This window comes from Caballeronia sp. LZ029 (genome assembly GCF_031451275.1).
Classification (GTDB): Bacteria; Pseudomonadota; Gammaproteobacteria; order Burkholderiales; family Burkholderiaceae; genus Caballeronia; species Caballeronia jiangsuensis.
In genome coordinates this window covers 653,414-672,032 of record NZ_JARUXO010000004.1, presented here as the reverse complement: position 1 = coordinate 672,032, position 18,619 = coordinate 653,414, and the positions used below count along the sequence as shown (strand labels likewise).

Annotated in this window: 21 protein-coding genes; 16 read left to right on the top strand and 5 right to left on the bottom strand. The window is 64.7% G+C overall.

The annotated features are described in order from the left end of the window. Positions 1 to 171: 171 nt before the first annotated feature. From QCE73_RS29065 to infA, 5 genes are all read left to right on the top strand, one after another. Positions 172 to 1,122, top strand: coding sequence for a M23 family metallopeptidase (locus QCE73_RS29065; RefSeq protein ID WP_081818292.1), 951 nt, complete (start codon positions 172 to 174; stop codon positions 1,120 to 1,122). After that, a complete protein-coding gene (locus QCE73_RS29060; protein ID WP_309884639.1) occupies positions 1,109 to 1,474 on the top strand; it encodes a hypothetical protein in 366 nt (121 codons plus the stop codon). The genes QCE73_RS29065 and QCE73_RS29060 overlap by 14 nt, the downstream gene beginning before the upstream one ends. 58 nt (positions 1,475 to 1,532) lie before the next feature. Next, on the top strand, positions 1,533 to 1,967 hold the full coding sequence (locus QCE73_RS29055; RefSeq protein WP_035507467.1) for a polymer-forming cytoskeletal protein: 435 nt from the start codon (positions 1,533 to 1,535) through the stop codon (positions 1,965 to 1,967). A 171-nt stretch (positions 1,968 to 2,138) separates the two neighbouring features. After that, entirely contained in the window at positions 2,139 to 3,116 is a 978-nt protein-coding gene (gene corA, locus QCE73_RS29050; RefSeq protein ID WP_035507469.1) for a magnesium/cobalt transporter CorA, read from the top strand. Between the two features lie 439 nt (positions 3,117 to 3,555). Next, positions 3,556 to 3,822 carry a translation initiation factor IF-1 gene (gene infA, locus QCE73_RS29045; protein ID WP_035507474.1) on the top strand — a complete coding sequence of 89 codons (267 nt, stop codon included), beginning with the start codon at positions 3,556 to 3,558 and terminating at the stop codon, positions 3,820 to 3,822. Positions 3,823 to 3,981: 159 nt separating this feature from the next. Here the strand turns inward: infA and QCE73_RS29040 are convergent, their stop codons facing one another. From QCE73_RS29040 to zwf, 3 genes are read right to left on the bottom strand one after another with little or no spacing between them, the layout of a single operon-like run. Then, on the bottom strand, positions 3,982 to 4,866 hold the full coding sequence (locus QCE73_RS29040) for an HAD family hydrolase (protein ID WP_309884637.1): 885 nt from the start codon (positions 4,864 to 4,866) through the stop codon (positions 3,982 to 3,984). Beyond that, positions 4,866 to 5,687 carry an ROK family protein gene (locus QCE73_RS29035; protein WP_371882232.1) on the bottom strand — a complete coding sequence of 274 codons (822 nt, stop codon included), beginning with the start codon at positions 5,685 to 5,687 and terminating at the stop codon, positions 4,866 to 4,868. Before QCE73_RS29035 ends, QCE73_RS29040 begins: the two co-directional genes overlap by 1 nt. A gap of 29 nt (positions 5,688 to 5,716) precedes the next feature. After that, on the bottom strand, positions 5,717 to 7,282 hold the full coding sequence (zwf, locus tag QCE73_RS29030; protein WP_309884635.1) for a glucose-6-phosphate dehydrogenase: 1,566 nt from the start codon (positions 7,280 to 7,282) through the stop codon (positions 5,717 to 5,719). 207 nt (positions 7,283 to 7,489) lie between these two features. Between zwf and QCE73_RS29025 the strand changes: the two genes are divergently transcribed. The 6 genes from QCE73_RS29025 (at position 7,490) to QCE73_RS29000 (ending at position 12,007) form a co-directional block, all read left to right on the top strand. Then, on the top strand, positions 7,490 to 8,326 hold the full coding sequence (locus QCE73_RS29025) for an arylamine N-acetyltransferase (protein WP_035507482.1): 837 nt from the start codon (positions 7,490 to 7,492) through the stop codon (positions 8,324 to 8,326). Between the two features lie 48 nt (positions 8,327 to 8,374). Further along, on the top strand, positions 8,375 to 10,078 hold the full coding sequence (locus tag QCE73_RS29020; RefSeq protein WP_035507484.1) for a penicillin-binding protein 2: 1,704 nt from the start codon (positions 8,375 to 8,377) through the stop codon (positions 10,076 to 10,078). 135 nt (positions 10,079 to 10,213) lie between these two features. After that, entirely contained in the window at positions 10,214 to 10,579 is a 366-nt protein-coding gene (locus QCE73_RS29015; protein ID WP_187606415.1) for a hypothetical protein, read from the top strand. Positions 10,580 to 10,590: 11 nt separating this feature from the next. Then, complete coding sequence (locus QCE73_RS29010) at positions 10,591 to 10,881, top strand: hypothetical protein (RefSeq protein ID WP_238216837.1); 291 nt, start codon at positions 10,591 to 10,593, stop codon at positions 10,879 to 10,881. Positions 10,882 to 11,176: 295 nt separating this feature from the next. Beyond that, on the top strand, positions 11,177 to 11,482 hold the full coding sequence (locus QCE73_RS29005) for a hypothetical protein (RefSeq protein ID WP_035507493.1): 306 nt from the start codon (positions 11,177 to 11,179) through the stop codon (positions 11,480 to 11,482). A gap of 192 nt (positions 11,483 to 11,674) precedes the next feature. Then, positions 11,675 to 12,007 carry a beta-xylosidase gene (locus tag QCE73_RS29000; RefSeq protein ID WP_309884633.1) on the top strand — a complete coding sequence of 111 codons (333 nt, stop codon included), beginning with the start codon at positions 11,675 to 11,677 and terminating at the stop codon, positions 12,005 to 12,007. Positions 12,008 to 12,024: 17 nt separating this feature from the next. On the opposite strand, the gene QCE73_RS28995 is transcribed toward QCE73_RS29000, so the two are convergent. Then, positions 12,025 to 12,882 (bottom strand): formate/nitrite transporter family protein, encoded by an 858-nt coding sequence (locus tag QCE73_RS28995; RefSeq protein WP_309884632.1) that lies wholly within the window; start codon positions 12,880 to 12,882, stop codon positions 12,025 to 12,027. Between the two features lie 83 nt (positions 12,883 to 12,965). Beyond that, a complete protein-coding gene (locus tag QCE73_RS28990; protein WP_035507502.1) occupies positions 12,966 to 14,033 on the bottom strand; it encodes a HoxN/HupN/NixA family nickel/cobalt transporter in 1,068 nt (355 codons plus the stop codon). 165 nt (positions 14,034 to 14,198) lie between these two features. Between QCE73_RS28990 and QCE73_RS28985 the strand changes: the two genes are divergently transcribed. From QCE73_RS28985 to QCE73_RS28965, 5 genes are all read left to right on the top strand, one after another. Further along, positions 14,199 to 15,206: a fatty acid desaturase gene (locus QCE73_RS28985; protein ID WP_309884630.1), complete on the top strand. Its 1,008-nt coding sequence runs from the start codon at positions 14,199 to 14,201 to the stop codon at positions 15,204 to 15,206. Between the two features lie 47 nt (positions 15,207 to 15,253). Continuing rightward, on the top strand, positions 15,254 to 16,066 hold the full coding sequence (locus QCE73_RS28980; protein WP_309884629.1) for a PhnD/SsuA/transferrin family substrate-binding protein: 813 nt from the start codon (positions 15,254 to 15,256) through the stop codon (positions 16,064 to 16,066). 121 nt (positions 16,067 to 16,187) lie between these two features. Then, complete coding sequence (locus tag QCE73_RS28975) at positions 16,188 to 17,183, top strand: luciferase-like monooxygenase (protein WP_035507511.1); 996 nt, start codon at positions 16,188 to 16,190, stop codon at positions 17,181 to 17,183. Positions 17,184 to 17,423: 240 nt separating this feature from the next. Next, positions 17,424 to 17,669, top strand: coding sequence for a hypothetical protein (locus QCE73_RS28970; RefSeq protein WP_008353523.1), 246 nt, complete (start codon positions 17,424 to 17,426; stop codon positions 17,667 to 17,669). A gap of 365 nt (positions 17,670 to 18,034) precedes the next feature. Next, entirely contained in the window at positions 18,035 to 18,364 is a 330-nt protein-coding gene (locus QCE73_RS28965) for an H-NS family nucleoid-associated regulatory protein (RefSeq protein WP_035507515.1), read from the top strand. Positions 18,365 to 18,619: the final 255 nt, after the last annotated feature.

The following is an 18,619-nucleotide window of genomic DNA, read 5'->3' as shown; positions in this document are numbered from 1 at the left end:
CGAAACATCACCTGCGCGCACAGGCTCGTGCATAATCGCCGCCCAGTCTTATCGTTTTGCCGTGGAGAGCGCGGCGCACTCCATCCCCGTGATTTTCCTTAGTCTTTTTTCCGCAGGCCTCACTGGCCGCTCCGCGCGCTGATGGCTTTCGTCATCTGGTCACGGCGGACCATGTCCCGCCAGCGCATCCGCTTCGTCGAGGCACGCACGGCGCGCGCCATCGCCATCATCGGCGCGATCACGCTGCTGATCGCCGCGCTCGCGCTCGGCATCGCCATCGGCACGATGTTCGGCCGCAGCCATCTCGGCGAAGAGCGGGCGCTGATGTCGCGCCGCTCGTACGAGATCGAAGAGCTCGGCCGCATCAATGCCGCGCTGATCGAACTCGCACCGCGCGTCGAAGGGCTGTCGGCGGAAGTGAACGAGTTGCACGAGTTCGACGCGCATCTGAAGGCCGCGCACGGCACGGGCGGCACGTCCGGCGTGCACGACGTGCCGCCGCTGCCGGACAGCGAGGAACCGGCATCGTCGCTCGACGGCGCCGGCGGCCCGGCGCTGCCGCCGCGTCTTTGCGATGCCGGCCAGGCGACGACGGGCGCGCCGCGGCAGCGCCTGAAAAGCACGCAACGCATCATCGATTGCCTGAACGACGAAGTCTCGCAGCTACAGACGCAGACGCTCGCGCACTATGCCGCGTACATGGCGTTTCCCGGCCGCGAACCGGCGCCCGGCGCGCGCAGCGGCTCGCCTTACGGCAATCGTCTGGACCCGTTCACCGGGCATCTGAGCTTTCATCCGGGCGTCGATCTCGTCGCGCCAACCGGCACGCCGATCCTCGCGAGCGCGGGCGGACGCGTCGTGCAGGCCGGAGAGCGCAATGGTTACGGCAACGCGGTCGATATCCGCCACGGCGACGGCACGATGACGCGCTATGGACACGCATCGCGCGTGCTCGTCAAAACCGGCGACTACGTGATGCCCGGACAGGAGATCGCGGAAGTCGGCTCGACCGGACGCTCCACGGGCCCGCATCTGCATTTCGAAGTGATCGTCGACGGCGCGCAGATCAATCCCTCACCTTATCTCGCGCTCTTCAGGCGCAAGCAGAATGCGCAAAGTTGATTCGAAGCGGCTGTCGCTGCAACTGACTCGCCAGTCCTATTCGCTCACGCCCAAGCGCGGCGCGGGCATCTGGCTGGGCTTGATCGCGGCCGTCTGCGCGATTGCCGCGCTCGCTGCCGCGGGCTTCGCCCTCAAGCGTTCGAACGAGGACGCGCACAAGCTCGACGCGCTCTGCGCGCCGCCCGCCTCCGAGCAGACGTTGCGCGATCAGCTCGCGCATGCGCAACTCGCACTCGAACAGGAAGCGGCGACCCGCGCGACGCTGGAACAGCGCGTAACGGACGGCACGGCCGAGATTCAGCGTCTGCAGACCGATCTCGTTGTCCTCAAGAAACAGCACAAGACCGATTGAGCGGCACGCTTCGCACGCTCGCTTCGTGTAACCCCTCACCGCATCGCAAGGACTCGACATGTTTTCATCCAAGAAGGATTCCAACGGCGTCAAGATGGCCAAGCTCGCGACGCTCGTCGCGCATAACGTTCATATCTCCGGCGACCTCGAATTCAGCGAGGGCCTGCGCATGGACGGCCAGGTGACGGGCAACGTGAGCGGCCGCCCCGGCGAAGAGACGCTGCTCGTCGTGAGCGATCAGGGCGCGATTCGCGGCAATGTGAGCGCCTACGATGTCATCATCAACGGCTGCGTGACGGGCGATGTCACCGTCGCGCATTTCGTCGAACTTCAGTCCAACGCGCGCGTGCTGGGCAATATCTACTATCAGCAGTTGCGCATGGATATCGGCGCGACCGTCGAAGGCAAGCTGACCAAGTTCGATTCGCAGTCCGCGCATGTTCCGACGCTGCCCGCGCCGCCCGAATACACCATGGACTTCAGCACGAACTGACGGCAGGCGACGAGCGCCGCACGATCAACGCTCGTTGGCAACAGTGCGCATGTCCAGCTAAGATTCGATGGATGGAGGCCACGCGCTCGCGCCCCACGCGAATCATCACGCGACTTCGAGCGCCCATCGACGCGTGGCCGGTGACATCGAAATAACTATAAAGGGCGCCCCATGCTGGTCAATTGCGCGGCTTATCAGAACGGCCGGAAACTCGCGGACGTCAATATCGACGATATCAACGCCTATCGCGATATGCCCGACTCTTTCATTTGGGTTGCATTGAAGGAGCCCGGTCCCGGCGAACTCGCGCATATGACACACCAGTTCGGTCTGCATGAACTGGCGGTCGAAGATGCGCAGCATGGTCATCAGCGGCCGAAGATCGAGGAATACGGCGACTCGCTGTTCGCGGTCTTCCATACCGTCGAGTTCGATGAAGAAGGCGAGGTGCTCGTCGGCGAGATGAACGTGTTCGTCGGCAGAAACTATGTGCTCTCGGTGCGCAATCGCACGACGCAAGGCTTTCAGGAAGTGCGCAAGCGCTGCGAGCGCGAGCCGCATCTGCTCAAGCACGGGCCGGCCTTCGTGATGTACGCGCTGCTCGATGCCGTCGTCGATCGATACTTTCCCGTGCTGGAAACGCTCGGCGCCGAAGTCGACGAAGTGGAAGAGCGCATCTTCGAACAGAAAGGCTCGGTGGAATCGCGCGAGATCATCGAGGATCTTTATTCGCTGAAGCGGCGCATGACGATCCTTCAGCATCACACGGCGCCGCTGCTCGAAGCCGTCAGCAAACTGTATGGCGGGCGCTCGCCGGGCGTGTGTTCGGGCATGCAGGAATACTTCCGCGACGTGTACGACCACCTGCTGCGCATCGTGAAGACGATCGAAGGGCGGCGTGAAATGATCGTCACGGCGATTCAGGTGAATCTCGGCCTGATCGCGCTCGCGGAAAGCGAAGTGACCAAGCGCCTCGGCTCCTTCGCGGCCCTCTTCGCGGTGCCGACAATGATCGCCGGCATCTACGGCATGAACTTCAAATCGATTCCGGAGCTCGACTGGATCTACGGCTATCCGACCTGTCTCGCGGTTATGCTGATCGTCGATCTCGTGCTTTACTGGCGCTTCAAGAAGGCCGGCTGGCTGTAGCGAGAAAGCGTCTTTCAGGAACCTTCAGGCGAAATTCATTGTCTAATCAAGCGATTTGCGCGAGAATGCGGAGTGGGCTTGCAAACAGGCCCATCGACCGCATATGACGTGAACGCACGTCGCATTTTCACCGCTTTTCGTATCAACCGCACGTCGGCCATGCTGTTCGCCGATGTCGCCGTCCCGGTCATGCCGGCCACGGCGCGCCGCCTCCGCGGTTCGCCCTGTCGTCCGGCCTATGCCGTCAAGCTCACAACGAGCCTGAAATAGAGACGCGGCGCGCTCCGATCGCACGTTTGATCGTGCCGGACGTGCCAGGCCACGCTTTGCATCGAATCTCACGTTTCGTAGCGACGCAGCCTGCGGGCAGCGGCGCTCGACGCTTCATCGGCGTAGGATTCGCAGATGCACCCATTACTAATCATCACAGGAGCCCCATATGGCGAAAGAAGAACTCATCGAACTCGACGGCATCGTTGACGAAGTGCTTCCCGACAGCCGCTATCGCGTAACGCTGGATAACGGCGTTGTCGTGGGCGCGTACGCCTCGGGCCGCATGCGCAAGAACCACATCCGTATTCTGGCCGGCGACCGCGTGACGCTGGAACTGTCGGTGTACGACCTGACGAAGGGACGCATCAACTTCCGTCACAAGGACGAGCGCGCCAGCGGCGGCGGTCCGCGTGCCCCGATGCGCCGTCGTTGATGCCTGACCGCCTCATCTGATTCATCCAGCGTGAGCCTGATCCGCAGCGCACGCTTCTGAACCAACCCGCGGATCACCTGTACTTCGACGCGGCCGCATGCCCCGCGCCTGGCCGTTCAAGGCTGCGCGACGCGTCGATGCCCCCTTCCCCGCAACACCTCAAGCCGCACCGCGCGCCGCCAGCAGCGCGTCGATGCCGATCGCGAAGCCGTCCTTGTCGTTGCTCTTCGACACCAGGCTCGCCTGACGCTGCACGGTGTCGGATGCCTGCCCCATCGCGATCGATACACCCGCGATCTCGAACATCGCCGCATCGTTGCCCATGTCGCCGAGCACGGCCACGCGTTCCAGCGGCACGCCCGCGATTTGCGCGAGTTCGCGCACCGCGGTGCCCTTGTTCGCCGCGAGGCTCGTGACGTCGAGATAGTAGGTCTGCGAGCGCGCCGCATGACCGCGGCCTTCCAGTTGCCGCTGCAAATCGCTTTCCACGCGCGCGAGCAGCGCCGTATCGGCAGTCGAGCCGACGATCTTGTCGACCGCGTCGAGATCGACATCGTCGAAGCGCGTCACGCGCACGCCCTCATAGCCGACCGTGCGCGTTTCGAGCGGCACGTAGGTGCCTTCGGGATTCGTCAGATACCACGCATCGTCGATGAACACCCACGCGTCCACGTTCGCTGCGGCGAGCGCTTCGAGCGTGGTCTGCACGACATCGCGCGGCAATTTATGCGACGACAGCACCTCCCACGTGCCCGGCCTGACGAGACTGCCGCCGTTGTACGACGCATAAGGCATATCGACCGAAAGCGCCTCCACGATATGCCGCATGCCCTTGCCCGGCCTGCTGCTGGCCACCGTGAAGCGCACGCCGGCTTCGCGCAGGCGGCGCACGGCGTCCTTCGCGGGCTGACCGAGCGCCTTGTCGGTGTAGAGCAGCGTGCCGTCGCAATCGGTGACGACGAGTTCCGCGCGGGCGAGCGCTTCGAAGGCCGCAGCGCCGTCGCCGGTCGCGCTGTGCAGGCCGTACTTGCCTTGAGCGTTCATCAGTGCGCCCCTTCCCGCTGATTGAAGTGCGGCAACTGCCGCGTCTCGCGCACCGAGCGCGGATGCCACAGCCGCGCGCCGCCTTCGATGCCCGCCGCGTTCGACACGATCGCCACGTTATCCGGCAGCTTGAACTTGATGTGCGCCGCGTTGCCGCCGCCGATCCAGAGCTTGTCGTAGTTCACGAGCGTCGCGAGAATGCCGATGATCTTCTCCACGCGCCGGCTCCAGCGTTTCTTGCCCGCCTTCTCGCGCGCCGCGTTGCCGATGTATTCGTCGTAGGTCTTGTCCTTCGCGACCGGATGATGCGCGAGTTCGAGATGCGGCATCAATTCGCCGTCGCGAAAGAGCGCGGTGCCCGCGCCGGTGCCGAGCGTCAACACCATTTCGATGCCGCGCCCTTCGATCGCCGCGAGTCCCTGCATTTCGGCATCGTTGATCATGCGCGCGGGCATACCGCCCAGGCGCTCGGAAATCAGTTGCGCGAGCGGGACGCCGCGCCACGCGGGCGTGCCGAGATTCGGCGCGGTCAACACGACGTTCTCGCGCACGACGCCCGGAAAGCCGATGGAGATATGCGTCGGCGGCTCCGCGACGATCGGTTTGATGAGTTCGATGAGCGTCTCCACGACCACATCGGGCTTCGCCGGATGCGGCGTCGCCACGCGCACGCGGTCGCTCTTCATCTCGCCGTCCTCTGAGATGATGGCCGCCTTCAACCCGGTCCCGCCGATATCGATCGCGAGAATCCGTTCGGCCTTGATCGCGAGTTTGTCCGCCGAGACATGCGTTTTCTGTTTGGCTCTTGATTCTGTGCTCACGCTCGTTGTCCTTATGATTGTTGATGAGGTCAGTCTTTCTTGCGCGTATCGGTCAGCGCACGCCATGTGCGGCCGTCCTGCGCCAGCAATTGATCCGACTGCTCCGGTCCCGCGCTGCCCGCCGCGTAGCCGTGCACGGCGAGCGGGCTGTCCGGATGCAGCACGCGATCCACCGCCGCCCACGCCGTCTCGATGCTGTCCGCGCGCTGGAAGAGCGTGGCGTCGCCGAGCATGCAGTCGTAGAGCAGCGTCTCGTAGCCGACGTTGGCCCGCTCCGCGAAAAAGTCCGCGTAGTTGAAGGCCGATCGCACCTTGCCGATCTGCATCACCGGTCCCGGCACCTTCACGTTGAAGTCGAACGTCGTGCCGTGCGCCGGATCGATGCGCAGCGTGAACACGTTCGGCGTGAGTGCATCGACGGGCGTATCGCGAAACAGCAGAAACGGCACGGCTTTCAACTGCACTGAGATCTCCGTGCGCCGCTCGGTCAGCCGCTTGCCGGTGCGCAGATAGAACGGCACGCCCGCCCAGCGCCAGTTCTCGACATACACGCGCGCCGCCGCGTAGGTTTCGGTGCGGCTGTCCTTCGCGACGCCCGGCTCTTCCTTGTAACCCGGCCCGGCCGGTCCGGCTTCATATTGACCGAGCACGACATCGTTCGCTGTGAGCGGGCGGATCGCATCGAAGACTTCGGCTTTGCGGTCGCGCACGGATTCGGCATCGAAGGAATTGGGCGGCTCCATCGCCACCATGCCGAGCAACTGGAAAAGATGGTTCGGCAGCATGTCGCGAAACGCGCCGGTCTGCTCGTAGAACTTGCCGCGCCCTTCCACGCCGATCGTCTCCGCCGCCGTGATCTGCACGTTGTCGATGTATTCGCGCCGCCAGATCGGCTCGAACATCGCGTTGGCAAAGCGCACGGCGAGAATGCTCTGCACCGTGTCCTTGCCGAGAAAATGGTCGATCCGATACACCTGCGACTCGTCCGCGAATTTGAGGATGCAGGCGTTGAGCGCCTTTGCGGACGCCAGATCGGTCCCGAACGGCTTTTCGATGACGAGCCGCCTGAATTTGCCGTCCTTCTCTTCGAGCAGGCCCGCCGCGCCGAGATGCTCGATGATCGGCTGGAAAAAGCGCGCGCCCACCGCGAGGTAGAACATGATGTTGCCGGACTTCGCCTTCGCGAGCCGCGCCTTGAGCCGCGCGAAGGTCTCGTCTTCCTCGAATTCGCCCGGGAAATACTCGAGTCGTCCGACGACCCAGTTCCATGCCTCTTCGTTCAACTGCGACGTGTGAAAGGTGGCGGCCTTGTCGGCGGCGAAACCGCGCAGCGACTGCGTGAGCTCGTCGCGCCAATCGGACGTCTCGCGTTCGCCGTGGTTCACGCCGATGATCTCCATGCCGTCGTCGAGCAGCTTGTCGGCGGACAGGTTGTAGAGCGACGGCATCAGGAGCCGCTTGGTGAGATCGCCGCCGGCTCCGAAAATCACGAGCGTGCATGGCGGCGCGGGATGCTTGCCGGCGCATGTCGCGCTCGCCGGGTTGGCGGGATTCGCTTCGTTCGATTGATTCGCTTCGTTCGATTCTTTCGGCATGGCGTATCGCCCCTTGTCAGTTGCGCGTGAACATGGAAAGACCTTCGTCGATACGGCACAGTTCATTTCGATGGCGCACTACACAGCCGCGCGCCAAAAAACGTATGCAGTTTGTAATTTTTAACCTTTCGTGTCGTAAAATATGCGCGCTCGGCGCCTGCGCTCGCCGACCTTGCGACATCGAAGCCGACTCGAGGCCTGGACTACATGAACGCACACGACACTTCCATCGACCTTGCCGCTTACTTCGAACGCATCGGCTTTTCCGGACCTGCGCGGCCCGCGCCGACGCTCGACACGCTGCGCGCGCTGCATCTGCTTCATCCCCAGGCCATTCCGTTCGAAAACCTCGACGTGCTGATCGGCCGTCCGGTGCGGCTCGATCTGGAATCGGTCCAGCGCAAACTCGTCGAAAGCCGGCGCGGCGGTTACTGCTACGAGCATAACCTGCTGTTTCGCAGCGTACTGCAGACGCTGGGTTTTCGCGTGCGCAGCTTCGCCGGCCGCGTCCTCTGGGGCCGCGATGCGCCGGAGATGCCGGCGCGCACGCACATGCTTCTGCTCGTCGATCTCGACGAAGGCACGTTTCTCACCGACGTCGGTTTCGGCGGCATGACGCTGTCCGCGCCGCTCGCGCTCCAGACGGGCCTCGAACAGATCACGCCCCACGGCGCCTTCCGCCTCGACGATGCCGGTGGCGAGCCGCCCGCGTATATCCTGCAGGCGCTCGTGAACGGCGCATGGACGCGCGTGTATCGCTTCGACCTCGACCCGCAGTATGACGCCGACTACGAGATGGCCAACTATTTCGTGTCCGCTTATCCGCAGTCGATTTTCCTCCACAACCTGCTGGCCGCGCGTCTCGCGCCGGGCAAACGTTTCGGCCTCTTCAACCGGCGCTTCTCGGCGCACGACGAACGCGAAGGCAGCGATCATCGCGAACTCGAAAGCGTCGCCGACCTGCGCCGCGTGCTCGAAAACGAGCTCGGCATTCGTCTGCCGGATGACGCCGGTCTCGACGCCGCGCTCGCCCGTCTGCCCTGATGCGCGGACACCCCGGCCGGCACAACCAAGCTTAATCACAGGCCCACGATGTTCAAGAAGAAGACGCGCGGCGGCAGCGATTTCCAGACGCATCACCGCAGCACGATGCTCGTGAACCGGCTGCCCGCGTGGCGCTCGCGCCTCGTCGCGATGTTCATCGCGGCGGCGTTCCTGTCGCTTGCCGGGCGCGCGCTGTGGGTGCAGGTCATCGATCACGAGTTCTATATCAGCGAAGGTCAGAAGCGCTATCAGCGCACGCTGGCGCTCTCGGCGACGCGCGGGCGCATCGTCGATCGCAACGGCGCGATGCTCGCCGTGAGCCTCGCCACCTATGAAGTCTGGGCGACGCCGAAGCTCTTCGACGGCGATCACGGCAACGAGATCGCGCGCCTGCTCGACATGCCGCCGAAGGAGTTGCAGCGGCGCGTCGAAGGGAACCGCGCGTTCGTGCTGCTCAAGCGTCAGGTCGAAGCCGAGTCCGCCGAGCGCATCCAGACGATCGGGCGCGCGGGCATCACGCTCGTGCCGGACACGAAGCGCTTTTATCCCGAAGGCGAATCGGCGGCGCACGTCGTCGGCTTCACCAACAACGAGGATCACGGGCAGGAAGGCGTCGAGCTTGCCGCCGATACGCGTCTGACGGGCGAAGCCGGCCAGCGCGAGGTGATTCGCGACCGGCTCGGCCGCGTCGTCTCGCAGATCGGCGAACCGGCCATGCCGCAGAACGGCGAGACGATTCAACTGACCATCGACCGGCGCATTCAGCAGCTCGCGCACTCGCAACTGAAAGCGGCGATCGCGAAGCACAAGGCGCGCGCGGGCAGCGTCGTCGTGCTGGACGCGAGGAACGGCGAGGTGCTCGCGCTCGCCAATTACCCGAGCTTCGATCCGAACGACCGCTCGCGCCTCACTGGCGAGCAGTTGCGCAACCGCGCGCTCACCGACACCTTCGAGCCCGGCTCGACGATCAAGCCGCTCGTCGCCGCGCTGTCGATCGATCTGGGCCGCGTGCGGCCGGACACGCGCATCGACACGGCGCCGGGCACTTTCAAGCTCGGGCCGAACGTGATTCACGACACGTCGAATCACGGCATCATCACCGTGGCCGAGGCGGTGCAGATGTCCAGCAACGTCGCGCTTACGAAGCTCGCGCTGCAGATTCCCGCGCAGACGATCTGGGACAAGTACCGCGAATACGGCATCGGCCGCGCGCCCGAGCTGACCTTCCCCGGCGCGGCGACCGGCCGCCTGCGCGCGCCCGAACGCTGGAAGCCGATCGAGCAGGCCACGATGGCCTATGGCTACGGGCTGTCGCTCTCGCTGCTGCAGATCGCGCAGATCTATACCGCCTACGCCGGCGACGGACGCTTCCATCCGGCCACGCTGATTCAGGGCGAAGCACGCCGCGACGCCGTGCAGGTGACGAAGCCCGCGACCGCGAAGGCCGTGCGCAGCATGCTCGAAAATGCGACCGGCGACCACGGCACCGGGCGCGCGGCGGCGGTCGAGGGCTATCGCGTCGGCGGCAAGACCGGCACGGCGCGCAAGCAGGTCGGGCGCTCGTATGCGGCGAACAAGTACCGGGCATCGTTCGTCGGCATCGCGCCGATGAGCGATCCGCGCGTGATCGTCGCGGTGATGATCGACGAGCCCACAGGCGGCACTTACTACGGCGGCACGGTGGCGGGGCCGGTGTTCTCGGGGATCGTCGGCGGCACGCTGCCGCTGCTCGACGTGCCGCCCGACGCCTGAGCGGCGCGCAGGCGGGCGCGGGCCTTGCTGCATCGATCATGCGCACCCCGAGGCGCGCCCGCGAACCTGACCGGACTGTAAAGGGCTTGTGCTCTAATGTCGTGTTCGGCACCAAGAGATCAAACGGGAAAGACCATGAAAAAACTCGCCGCGGCGCTCGCGTTGCCTGTGCTTTTCGCCGCTTGCGCCCAGTTTCATAACGAAGATGCAGGACAACCCGAAGTCGAGAAGTCATCGACCGATAACAAGGTGAACGGCATCGTCCAGTGCATCGCCGACGAAGCGAAGAAGCACGACGCCAAGTATCAGAAGACGGCCATTCCGCAGGGCGTGATGCTGGAGTTCGGCGATTCCAACGTGATCAAGGTCCGTTACGACAACGGCGAGACCACGTATCGCTTCTATCCGGGGCAGCGTCATCCGTCGAACCTGTGGATCGAAGGCGCGGGCAAGAAATGCGCGCCGGCGGATGCGACCGCCCACGACGAACCTCAGAAATAAGCAGGCACATCATGCGCTCGACCAAAGCCATCAGCGCCGTCGAACGGCTCAAGACGCGCAGCGGCAACGCGAGCTACGCGGCCATCTCGATGCCGGGCGGCCTCTTCTATCTCGTCGAGCGCTCGGCCGAAGGTTCGAAAAAACTCTCCGACCCCATGCCGATGGACGAGTTCGTCGCGTTCGTCAACGCGCGCGAACCTGGCAAGCCACGCAGGGTGAGCAAGCTCGATCTCGCGATGGAAGAACAGATCGGCCGCAGCGGCAAGCGCACGGCGAAAGCGCCCGCCGAGAGCGGCGAATAAGCGCATCTTCCCGCCGTCGCCATCGATCCGTGCCGCCCTGGCGCGGCGCAACATCGAAATCCCCACATCCCCCTCACATGAATGTGCGATGACAGACGGAGCCAGCAGGCTCGCGTTGCGTACATTTTTGTTAACGATCGAACTCGCTGAGACGGGCAACGATCGGTCTACCGAAGAAAAGAGCAAGGGCCACCCGCAACGCTACAAAAAAATGCGCGGGTGAACGGGGTGCCTGAACGGCGTGCGTGTCCGATGTCTGGACCATGCGCCGCATGGCCGAGAGGAAGACCAAAAAATGAAGAAGAAGAACGAGACCAAGGGCAGCCTTTTGCCCTCGGCGATGGCGGACGTCGAGCTTCAACACATCGAGCGCGCACTCGCGCAACTGCGCACGATGCACAAACAATCATCCGGCACGCTCAACGTCGAGTACTGGCGCGAGCGTCTCACCGCCGTGCTGAAGGGTTATGCGCTCGTGCCCGCGCAGAAGCAGCGCATCGAGGCGCTGCGCATTGCGCTCGATACGGTCGACAGCGGCCCGCGCGACGGCTCAGGCAGCCGCAGGAAGTCGACCAACAGGCTTTGGGCGAAAGCGGCCTGACAACCGCTTTCGCCGCTCGCGCCGCGGCGCGAATCCTTCGTTCGCGCCCGCGTCTCGTGACGAGCCGGGCGCGCAACGGCTGTGCGAATTCCCGACTTTTCACGGCACGCGTGCGTCGCGGACGCGTCCCACCGGTACGCCGGGCACCGTTCATGCTCGATAGCAAGACCTTCGATCATGCCGGGAGCTGCCATGTCCATTCATCGTCACGACCGTGCGCGCGGCGCACGCCGGCCCTGGCCGATGCTCGCCAACGCGATCCTCGCCAGCGTCATCGCGGCGTTCAGCACGTACGGCGTCGCGCAGATCACGAACGGCGGCAGCGCCGGCAGTCAGGACAACCGCCAGTCCGATTCGACATCGAGCGCGGCTCCGTCGGGCACCGCCATGCATGAATCGCAGAAGCCGCAGTCGAAGGATGCCGCGAAGGGCCGCGCCGCGACCGCGGACAAGCATCACAAGCCCGAAGGCGCCGGCGGCTTCGACAACGGCCTGTACGGCACGGGCGCGGGCAACAACAAGTAAGAGCGCGCGCCCGCGTTTCAGTCGTCGTGCTTCTGCGGCATGCTCATGATTTCCGGCGCGATCGCCGCATGATTGACGATCGCGACGAGCGACACGCCGCCGATCACGTTGCCGATGAACGTCGGCACGAGAAACACGAGAAAGTAGTCCGGGACGCTGGCCGCGCCGATCATCACCGCATACGCCGCTTCGACCGATCCCGCGATCACGTGCGTGAGCTTGCTCACCGCGACGGTGTACGTCACGAGCAGGACGGTCAGGAGGCGCTCCGAGCGCGCGCTCGGCAGCAGCCACACCATCAGCGCGATGAGCCAGCCGGAGAACACGCCGCGCACGACGGTCACGCCGAACTCGGCGGACAGCGGCGTCATCGCGACCTTGGCGAGCGCCTCGCTCACTTCCGGCGAGAAGACGCCGCGAATCTGCAGGATGGCCGCGAAGATCGTCGTGCCGACGAGATTGAAGAAAAGCACGATCGCCCAGAGACGCAGCGCCTTGAACAGGGTCACGAGATCGCGTCGCGTGAGCACGGGCAGCACTGCGGTCAGTGTGCTCTCCGTGAAGAGCTGCTGACGTCCGAGAATGACGAAGACGAAGCCGATCGTGTAGCCGAAACTCGATACGAGCCCGCTCCATCCCGTCTCCGGCAACGCGCTTTCGAGAATCGACTGGACGAGAAACGAGAAACCCATCGAAAGGCCGGCGGCGAGCGCCGACCACATCAGCGCGGCGAAGGTGCGCTCCATCGCGACTTCGCCTTCTTCGCGCACGATCTCATGAATGACGAGCGGATGCGGTGCGGAGTGTTCGGCGGCCTGTTCCTGCTCGGCGCTATCGAGGTGCGGCGAGTCGGCCCCGGCTTGCGGCTCGTTCATGATCGTTCTCCCTGAACGCCGCTCGATACGGAAGGTGGATGAGCGGCTGGCGCATCCACGAAGCAGGAAGAATGCCCATCGATCTAACGGGCGATGGTGCCGTCGATGGCGTCATAGCCGCGCCACTTGTAAATGAGCGCCGAAACGAGCCAGCACGCGGCGAAAATCGCGACGATGCCATAGCCGAGCATTCCGAAGTGCTCGGTGAGCGACGCGCTCGCATCCCACAGCCCGCCCTTCAGTTGCAGCCGGTCCGCGATCAGACCCAGCGCCTCGATCCCGCCGACGAGCACCGCGATCAGCACCGACACCAACGTGACCGTGAGGTTGTAGTAGAGCTTGCGGATCGGCTTCATGAACGCCCAGCCGTAGGCGCCCGTCATCAGCAGGCTGTCCGCGGTGTCGATGAGCGACATGCCGGCCGTGAAGAGCACCGGAAACACGAGAATCGACCAGACCGGCATGCCGCGTGCGGCTTCGGCGGCCGCGATGCCCATCAGGCCGATTTCGGTGGCCGTATCGAAGCCGAGCCCGAACAGGAAGCCGAGCGGATACATGTGCCAGCTCTTGCCGATCAGCCTGAAGAGCGGCCGCGCGATGCGCGCGAGCGGCCCGCCGCCGACCGCGAGCATGTCGATGTCTTCGTCGCGGCAGGATTCGCCGCGCCGCACGCGCCTGAAGGCGCGCCACACGCCGCGCAGCACGAAGAGGTTCATCGCCGCGATCGCGAACAGGAACAGCGACGACACCGACGTGCCGATGATCCCGCCGATCTCGCGAAACTCGGCGAATCGGCCCTGCACGGCCATCGCGGTCGCGGCGATCAACGCGGTGGCCGCGACGACGATCGTCGAATGTCCGAGCGAAAAGAAGAAGCCGGCGAAGAGCGGCCGCTTGCCTTCCTGCATCAGCTTGCGCGTGACGTTGTCGATGGCGGCGATATGGTCGGCATCGACCGCGTGGCGCAGCCCGAGCGAATATGCGAGCAGCGATGTGCCGAGCAGAAGCGGATAGTGGCGGAACGCGACGAGCGCCCAGAGCCACGCGAGCACATTGAACGCGATCAGGCCGGCGACGAGACGCGCGGATTTGCGCGGGAGTTTCCGATGCGTCGGACTCGACGCGGAGGCGGGCTCGAACGGTTCGGTCATATGCGCGCGCGTGCGGTATCGAAGGAATAAAGGATACCGTGAGCGAATGCATGGCCAAAAATCGAATGCTTATTGCGCCGATCGCGAAATCCTTAGCCGGATTCCTTCGTTGGGGCGAACAGGATGCGCCGCTAGCATGGCACTTCGCCTTTATCGATGTCCGCCATGCCCCGCTATCTCGACGACGCCCAACGCCAGGAACTCCAGCGCCAACGCGAAACCCTGCACTGGCGCAGCGAATGGCCGACGTGGGCGGTGATCGTCGCGATCTACGGCGGCTGGTTCGGCGTCGCGATGAACGCCCGCACGATCGGCCTCGTGCCATCCGTCGCGCTGCTCGCGGTGCTGTCGTGCTGGTACATGTCGCTACAGCACGAGCTGATGCACGGGCATCCGACGCGCTGGCCGCTCGTCAACATGCTCTTCGGCATCGCCCCGCTCGCGGTGTGGTTTCCCTACGAGGTCTATCGGGAGTCGCATCTGCGTCATCACGACGACGCGCATCTGACCGAACCGGGCCGCGATCCCGAAAGCTATTACGTGACGCCGGAACAGTGGGCGAGCGCCGGCCCCGTGCTGCGCGCCGCGCTCGCCGCGCGCAATACCTTCGCGGGCCGGATGCTCATCGGGCCGTGGTTCTCGATCGCGGCGTCGTGGCGCGAGGCGGTGCAGGCTGTCGTCGAGCGGCGCTGGCGCATCGTCGCGAGCTGGGCGGCGCATCTCGCATCGCTCGTGCTGCTCGCGAGCTGGCTCGAAACGCGATGCGGCATTCCGTGGCGCGCGTTCGTGTTCGGCGTCGGTTATGCGTCGCTCGCGCTGGCTTCGGTGCGCTCGTTTCAGGAGCATCGCGCGGCGGAGGAAGAAAGCGAACGTACGGTCGTCAACGAAGCCGCGTGGCCGTGGCGTCTGCTCTTTCTCAACAACAATTTTCACGCCGTGCATCACGATCTGCCCGGCGTGCCGTGGTTCGCGCTCGGCCGGATCTATTCGCGCCGCCGCGACGCCTATCGCGCGAGCAACGGCGGTTTCGTCGTGCGCGGATACGGTGAATGGGCGATTCGCCATGCACTCGCGCAGGCGGCGGAACCGGTGCATCCGTTCGCCGCTGCGGAATCGCCCGCAGGCCGACGCCAGGACGCGCGCAGCGCCGATACGGCCAGCCTCGCGAGCTGACGCGCGGCGCTGTACGATCCGTCATCGACATTCGATTTACGCTCGCGATGCAATGGCTCGCCGCCCTGCCGATGTACAACGTGACGCCCGCGCTCGCCGCGGACTGGCGCGCGCTGCTCGCTCACGTTCGTGAACATCTCGCGGACTGGCTGCGCGCACGCGGCGATACGCTCGATATCGTCGATCCCGGCCCGGATCTCACCGCCTTCTGGCTGCGCGACGATGTGCTGCTCTCGCAGACCTGCGGCTATCCGCTCGTGCATGCGCTCGCTAATCGCGTGCGGCTCGTCGGCGCGCCCGACTTCGACGTGCCCGGCTGCGAAAACGGCTCGTATCGCAGCGTGATCGTCGCGGGCGGGCATGTCGCGGCGCAATCGATCGGAGGCTGCCGTGGCCTGCGCGCCGCCTATAACGACGACGATTCCAACAGCGGCATGAACCTCTTCCGGCACGCCGTCGCCCCATTCGCGCACGACGGACGGTTCTTCGCCTCCGTGACGAAAACCGGCGCGCATCTGGCCTCGCTGCGTGCGCTCGCCGAAGAGCGCGCGGATGTCGCCGCGATCGACTGCGTCACGTTCGCGGTCGCGCAGTCGCATCTGCCGGAACTGACAGCCGGCGTACGCGTGCTCGGGATGACGGCCAGTGCGGGCGCGCTGCCCTTCATCGCGTCGATGCGTGTTCCGCCTGACTCCATCGACACAATTTTTCACGCACTCGCCGATGCGCTCGATCGCGATCCCGCGCGCGCCAGCCGGCTCGGGCTCAGAGGCGTCGTTCGACGCACGGAAGCGGACTACACGCCGATTCTCGACTACGAACGCGACGCTATCGCGCGTGGCTATCCGCGCCTCGCCTGACCGGAACGCGCCCGCCCGATCCGGCAGGTTTTCCGGAGTTTCGGCACAATCGGCCTTTTAGCGCGTGGCCCGCGGCGCGGTGTGGATGCATCGCGATCCACCACGCTTTCGGAAAGCCGCAATGATCCCGTTCTCGTTACTCGACCTTTCTCCGGTTCCGCTCGGCTCGACACCGGCCGACGCCTTCGCCCATTCCCTCGATCTCGCCCGGCACGCCGAGCGCCTGGGTTATCTGCGCTACTGGCTCGCCGAGCATCACAACATGACGGGGATCGCCAGCGCGGCGACCGCCGTCGTGATCGGCCATATCGCGGCGGGCACCACGACGATCCGCGTCGGCTCGGGCGGCATCATGCTGCCGAATCATGCGCCGCTCGTGATCGCGGAGCAGTTCGGCACGCTCGCGTCGCTGTTTCCGGGGCGCATCGACCTCGGGCTCGGACGCGCGCCGGGCACCGACCAGACCACCGCGCGAGCGCTGCGCCGCGATATGCACGGCAGCGCGGAATCGTTCCCGGACGACGTCGTCGAATTGCAACGCTATTTCGCTGATCCGGTCGAAGGCCAGCGCGTGCGCGCCGTGCCCGGCGCCGGGCTGCATGTGCCGATCTGGCTGCTCGGCTCGTCCCTCTTCTCGGCGCAGCTGGCGGCCGCGCTGGGGCTGCCGTTCGCGTTCGCATCGCATTTCGCGCCGGATTACCTGCTGACCGCGCTCGAGGTCTACCGCAAGCAGTTCCGCCCGTCCGCGACGCTGCAAAAGCCTTACGCGATGGTCGGCGTCAACGTCTTCGCCGCCGATACCGCCGAGGAAGCGCGTTTTCACTTCACGTCGCTGCAGCAGCAGTTCATCAATCTGCGTCGCGGCACGCCCGGCCAGTTGCCGCCGCCCGTCGAATCGGTCGCGTGCAGCGACGCCGAGCGCGCGGGCGTCGAGCAGGCGCTCGCGTGCTCGGTCGTCGGCGCTCCGGCCGATGTCGAAGCCGGCCTGCGCTCGGTAATCGACCAGACGCAGGCGGACGAACTGATCATCACCGCGCAGATTTTCGATCACCAGGCGCGCCTGCGTTCGTTCGAGCTCGCGAGCCAGGCTCGGGACGCGATCGGCAAGCGCGCGTGAACGGCGTGCCGCCGGCATAAAATAAAGGGACACAATATTCCCTTGCGCCTCCCGCTGGACGCGCGCACTTTTGACAGGCAATAATGAGATACCGGAGGGTAGCGCGGGCCGCGCCGCCTTTCGCGTCCGCCTCGTTCGTCAATCTGAATCCCAATGTAGCGCGCCCGAATTTCGTGCACGCCGGTCGACGGCGCGGTGAAACAACAACAACGACGTCGCAAGACGGGAGGAAGAATGTCGATGCCGAGAAGCGCCGCAACGGGCGCCATGACGCTGCTGACGGAATACGACGATGCCAGCGGACAGGAAGTGCGTTCGCTGCGCCTCGAACCCGCGGCGGACGGCAAAGCCGTACTGCTGATTGAAATCGACGAGCGCAAACCCGGCATTCACCGCGAAGTGCGTTATGAAATAACGCCCGCGGAACTGATTGCCGCCATTCGCGCGCATGGTGCGGAATTACCGGGGGAACAACACAGTCGTTAAAACGTTTTAATAGTTGCCGCAAGCAGCATACAATAGGGTTAAGCGAGGCTTCGCGCGCGTGTTGCATGGCGGCGCGGGCTTTGCCATCGGTTCGTGGCTCCCCGACGTGGCTTTCCGCGCGCATTCGTTTCGCGCGTCCGTCACGGCGATGCTCGGGGCGGGCGAACGTTCGCATTCGGGGCAATGCCCGCATTAAAGGCGAAGCCACCGGCGAATTAATAGGCGTGCGGTAAATACACTAATTGACGCGGCGCAGGCACTGCGTCACGCTTCATAAAACACTTATATTCGAGTCTTCGAACCGCCCCGGTCCGCGCGGGGTTTCGGTTCGTCTTCTGAAAATCAAAAGCTGAATCAGGAAAGCCGTGGACGAAAGAAAGCGAGACAGCATCATTGCGTATTTGCGCAGCCGAATGGCTGAGTTCGGCATAACGGAAAGAGCGTTGGCTGAAGCATTGGCCGAAGCGCCGGTGGTTACTCCACCGCCCTCCTTCACCAAGACCAACGGGGCTCATGGTGCGCCCAAGGCGAGACGGCCGATGCCGCAATTGCCTTTATTCCCGCACTCGGGGGATGGCGCCGCACCGATATTCCGAAACGCGAATGGCGATACGTGGGACGGCCTCGGCGATATGCCCGAGTGGCTCAAACGCGCGGTTCACGCCGGTCAGGACATCGAGTTCTATCGCGTTTGAGAAGTCGTCGGTCAATCATCGGGACAGAAGCGGTTGACGCACGCGCGCGCCCTCCGTCCCGCCGGCGAGGCCTGCACGTCACACTGAGCACGCGTTGAAACGCACGCGCGCGGCATTGCACGCCGCGTGGTGCGTGTTGCGTCGTCGATCGCGCATTCGATGCTCATCGGCAGCTTTCATAGGCAATTCGCCGACATTAATCAAGCCCAAAAAATTTTCGCCGATGGTTGCCCGTCGGGCCTGAAAACGTTTATT

Excerpts from the sequence above, each read along its gene's own strand:
- QCE73_RS29065 (WP_081818292.1), top strand. The coding sequence starts at position 172 with ATGTCCCGCCAGCGCATCCGCTTCGTCGAGGCACGCACGGCGCGCGCC.
- QCE73_RS29060 (WP_309884639.1), top strand. The coding sequence starts at position 1,109 with ATGCGCAAAGTTGATTCGAAGCGGCTGTCGCTGCAACTGACTCGCCAG.
- QCE73_RS29055 (WP_035507467.1), top strand. The coding sequence starts at position 1,533 with ATGTTTTCATCCAAGAAGGATTCCAACGGCGTCAAGATGGCCAAGCTC.
- corA (WP_035507469.1), top strand. The coding sequence starts at position 2,139 with ATGCTGGTCAATTGCGCGGCTTATCAGAACGGCCGGAAACTCGCGGAC.
- infA (WP_035507474.1), top strand. The coding sequence starts at position 3,556 with ATGGCGAAAGAAGAACTCATCGAACTCGACGGCATCGTTGACGAAGTG.
- QCE73_RS29040 (WP_309884637.1), bottom strand. The coding sequence starts at position 4,866 with ATGAACGCTCAAGGCAAGTACGGCCTGCACAGCGCGACCGGCGACGGC.
- zwf (WP_309884635.1), bottom strand. The coding sequence starts at position 7,282 with ATGCCGAAAGAATCGAACGAAGCGAATCAATCGAACGAAGCGAATCCC.
- QCE73_RS29025 (WP_035507482.1), top strand. The coding sequence starts at position 7,490 with ATGAACGCACACGACACTTCCATCGACCTTGCCGCTTACTTCGAACGC.
- QCE73_RS29020 (WP_035507484.1), top strand. The coding sequence starts at position 8,375 with ATGTTCAAGAAGAAGACGCGCGGCGGCAGCGATTTCCAGACGCATCAC.
- QCE73_RS29015 (WP_187606415.1), top strand. The coding sequence starts at position 10,214 with ATGAAAAAACTCGCCGCGGCGCTCGCGTTGCCTGTGCTTTTCGCCGCT.
- QCE73_RS29010 (WP_238216837.1), top strand. The coding sequence starts at position 10,591 with ATGCGCTCGACCAAAGCCATCAGCGCCGTCGAACGGCTCAAGACGCGC.
- QCE73_RS29005 (WP_035507493.1), top strand. The coding sequence starts at position 11,177 with ATGAAGAAGAAGAACGAGACCAAGGGCAGCCTTTTGCCCTCGGCGATG.
- QCE73_RS29000 (WP_309884633.1), top strand. The coding sequence starts at position 11,675 with ATGTCCATTCATCGTCACGACCGTGCGCGCGGCGCACGCCGGCCCTGG.
- QCE73_RS28995 (WP_309884632.1), bottom strand. The coding sequence starts at position 12,882 with ATGAACGAGCCGCAAGCCGGGGCCGACTCGCCGCACCTCGATAGCGCC.
- QCE73_RS28990 (WP_035507502.1), bottom strand. The coding sequence starts at position 14,033 with ATGACCGAACCGTTCGAGCCCGCCTCCGCGTCGAGTCCGACGCATCGG.
- QCE73_RS28985 (WP_309884630.1), top strand. The coding sequence starts at position 14,199 with ATGCCCCGCTATCTCGACGACGCCCAACGCCAGGAACTCCAGCGCCAA.
- QCE73_RS28980 (WP_309884629.1), top strand. The coding sequence starts at position 15,254 with ATGCAATGGCTCGCCGCCCTGCCGATGTACAACGTGACGCCCGCGCTC.
- QCE73_RS28975 (WP_035507511.1), top strand. The coding sequence starts at position 16,188 with ATGATCCCGTTCTCGTTACTCGACCTTTCTCCGGTTCCGCTCGGCTCG.
- QCE73_RS28970 (WP_008353523.1), top strand. The coding sequence starts at position 17,424 with ATGCCGAGAAGCGCCGCAACGGGCGCCATGACGCTGCTGACGGAATAC.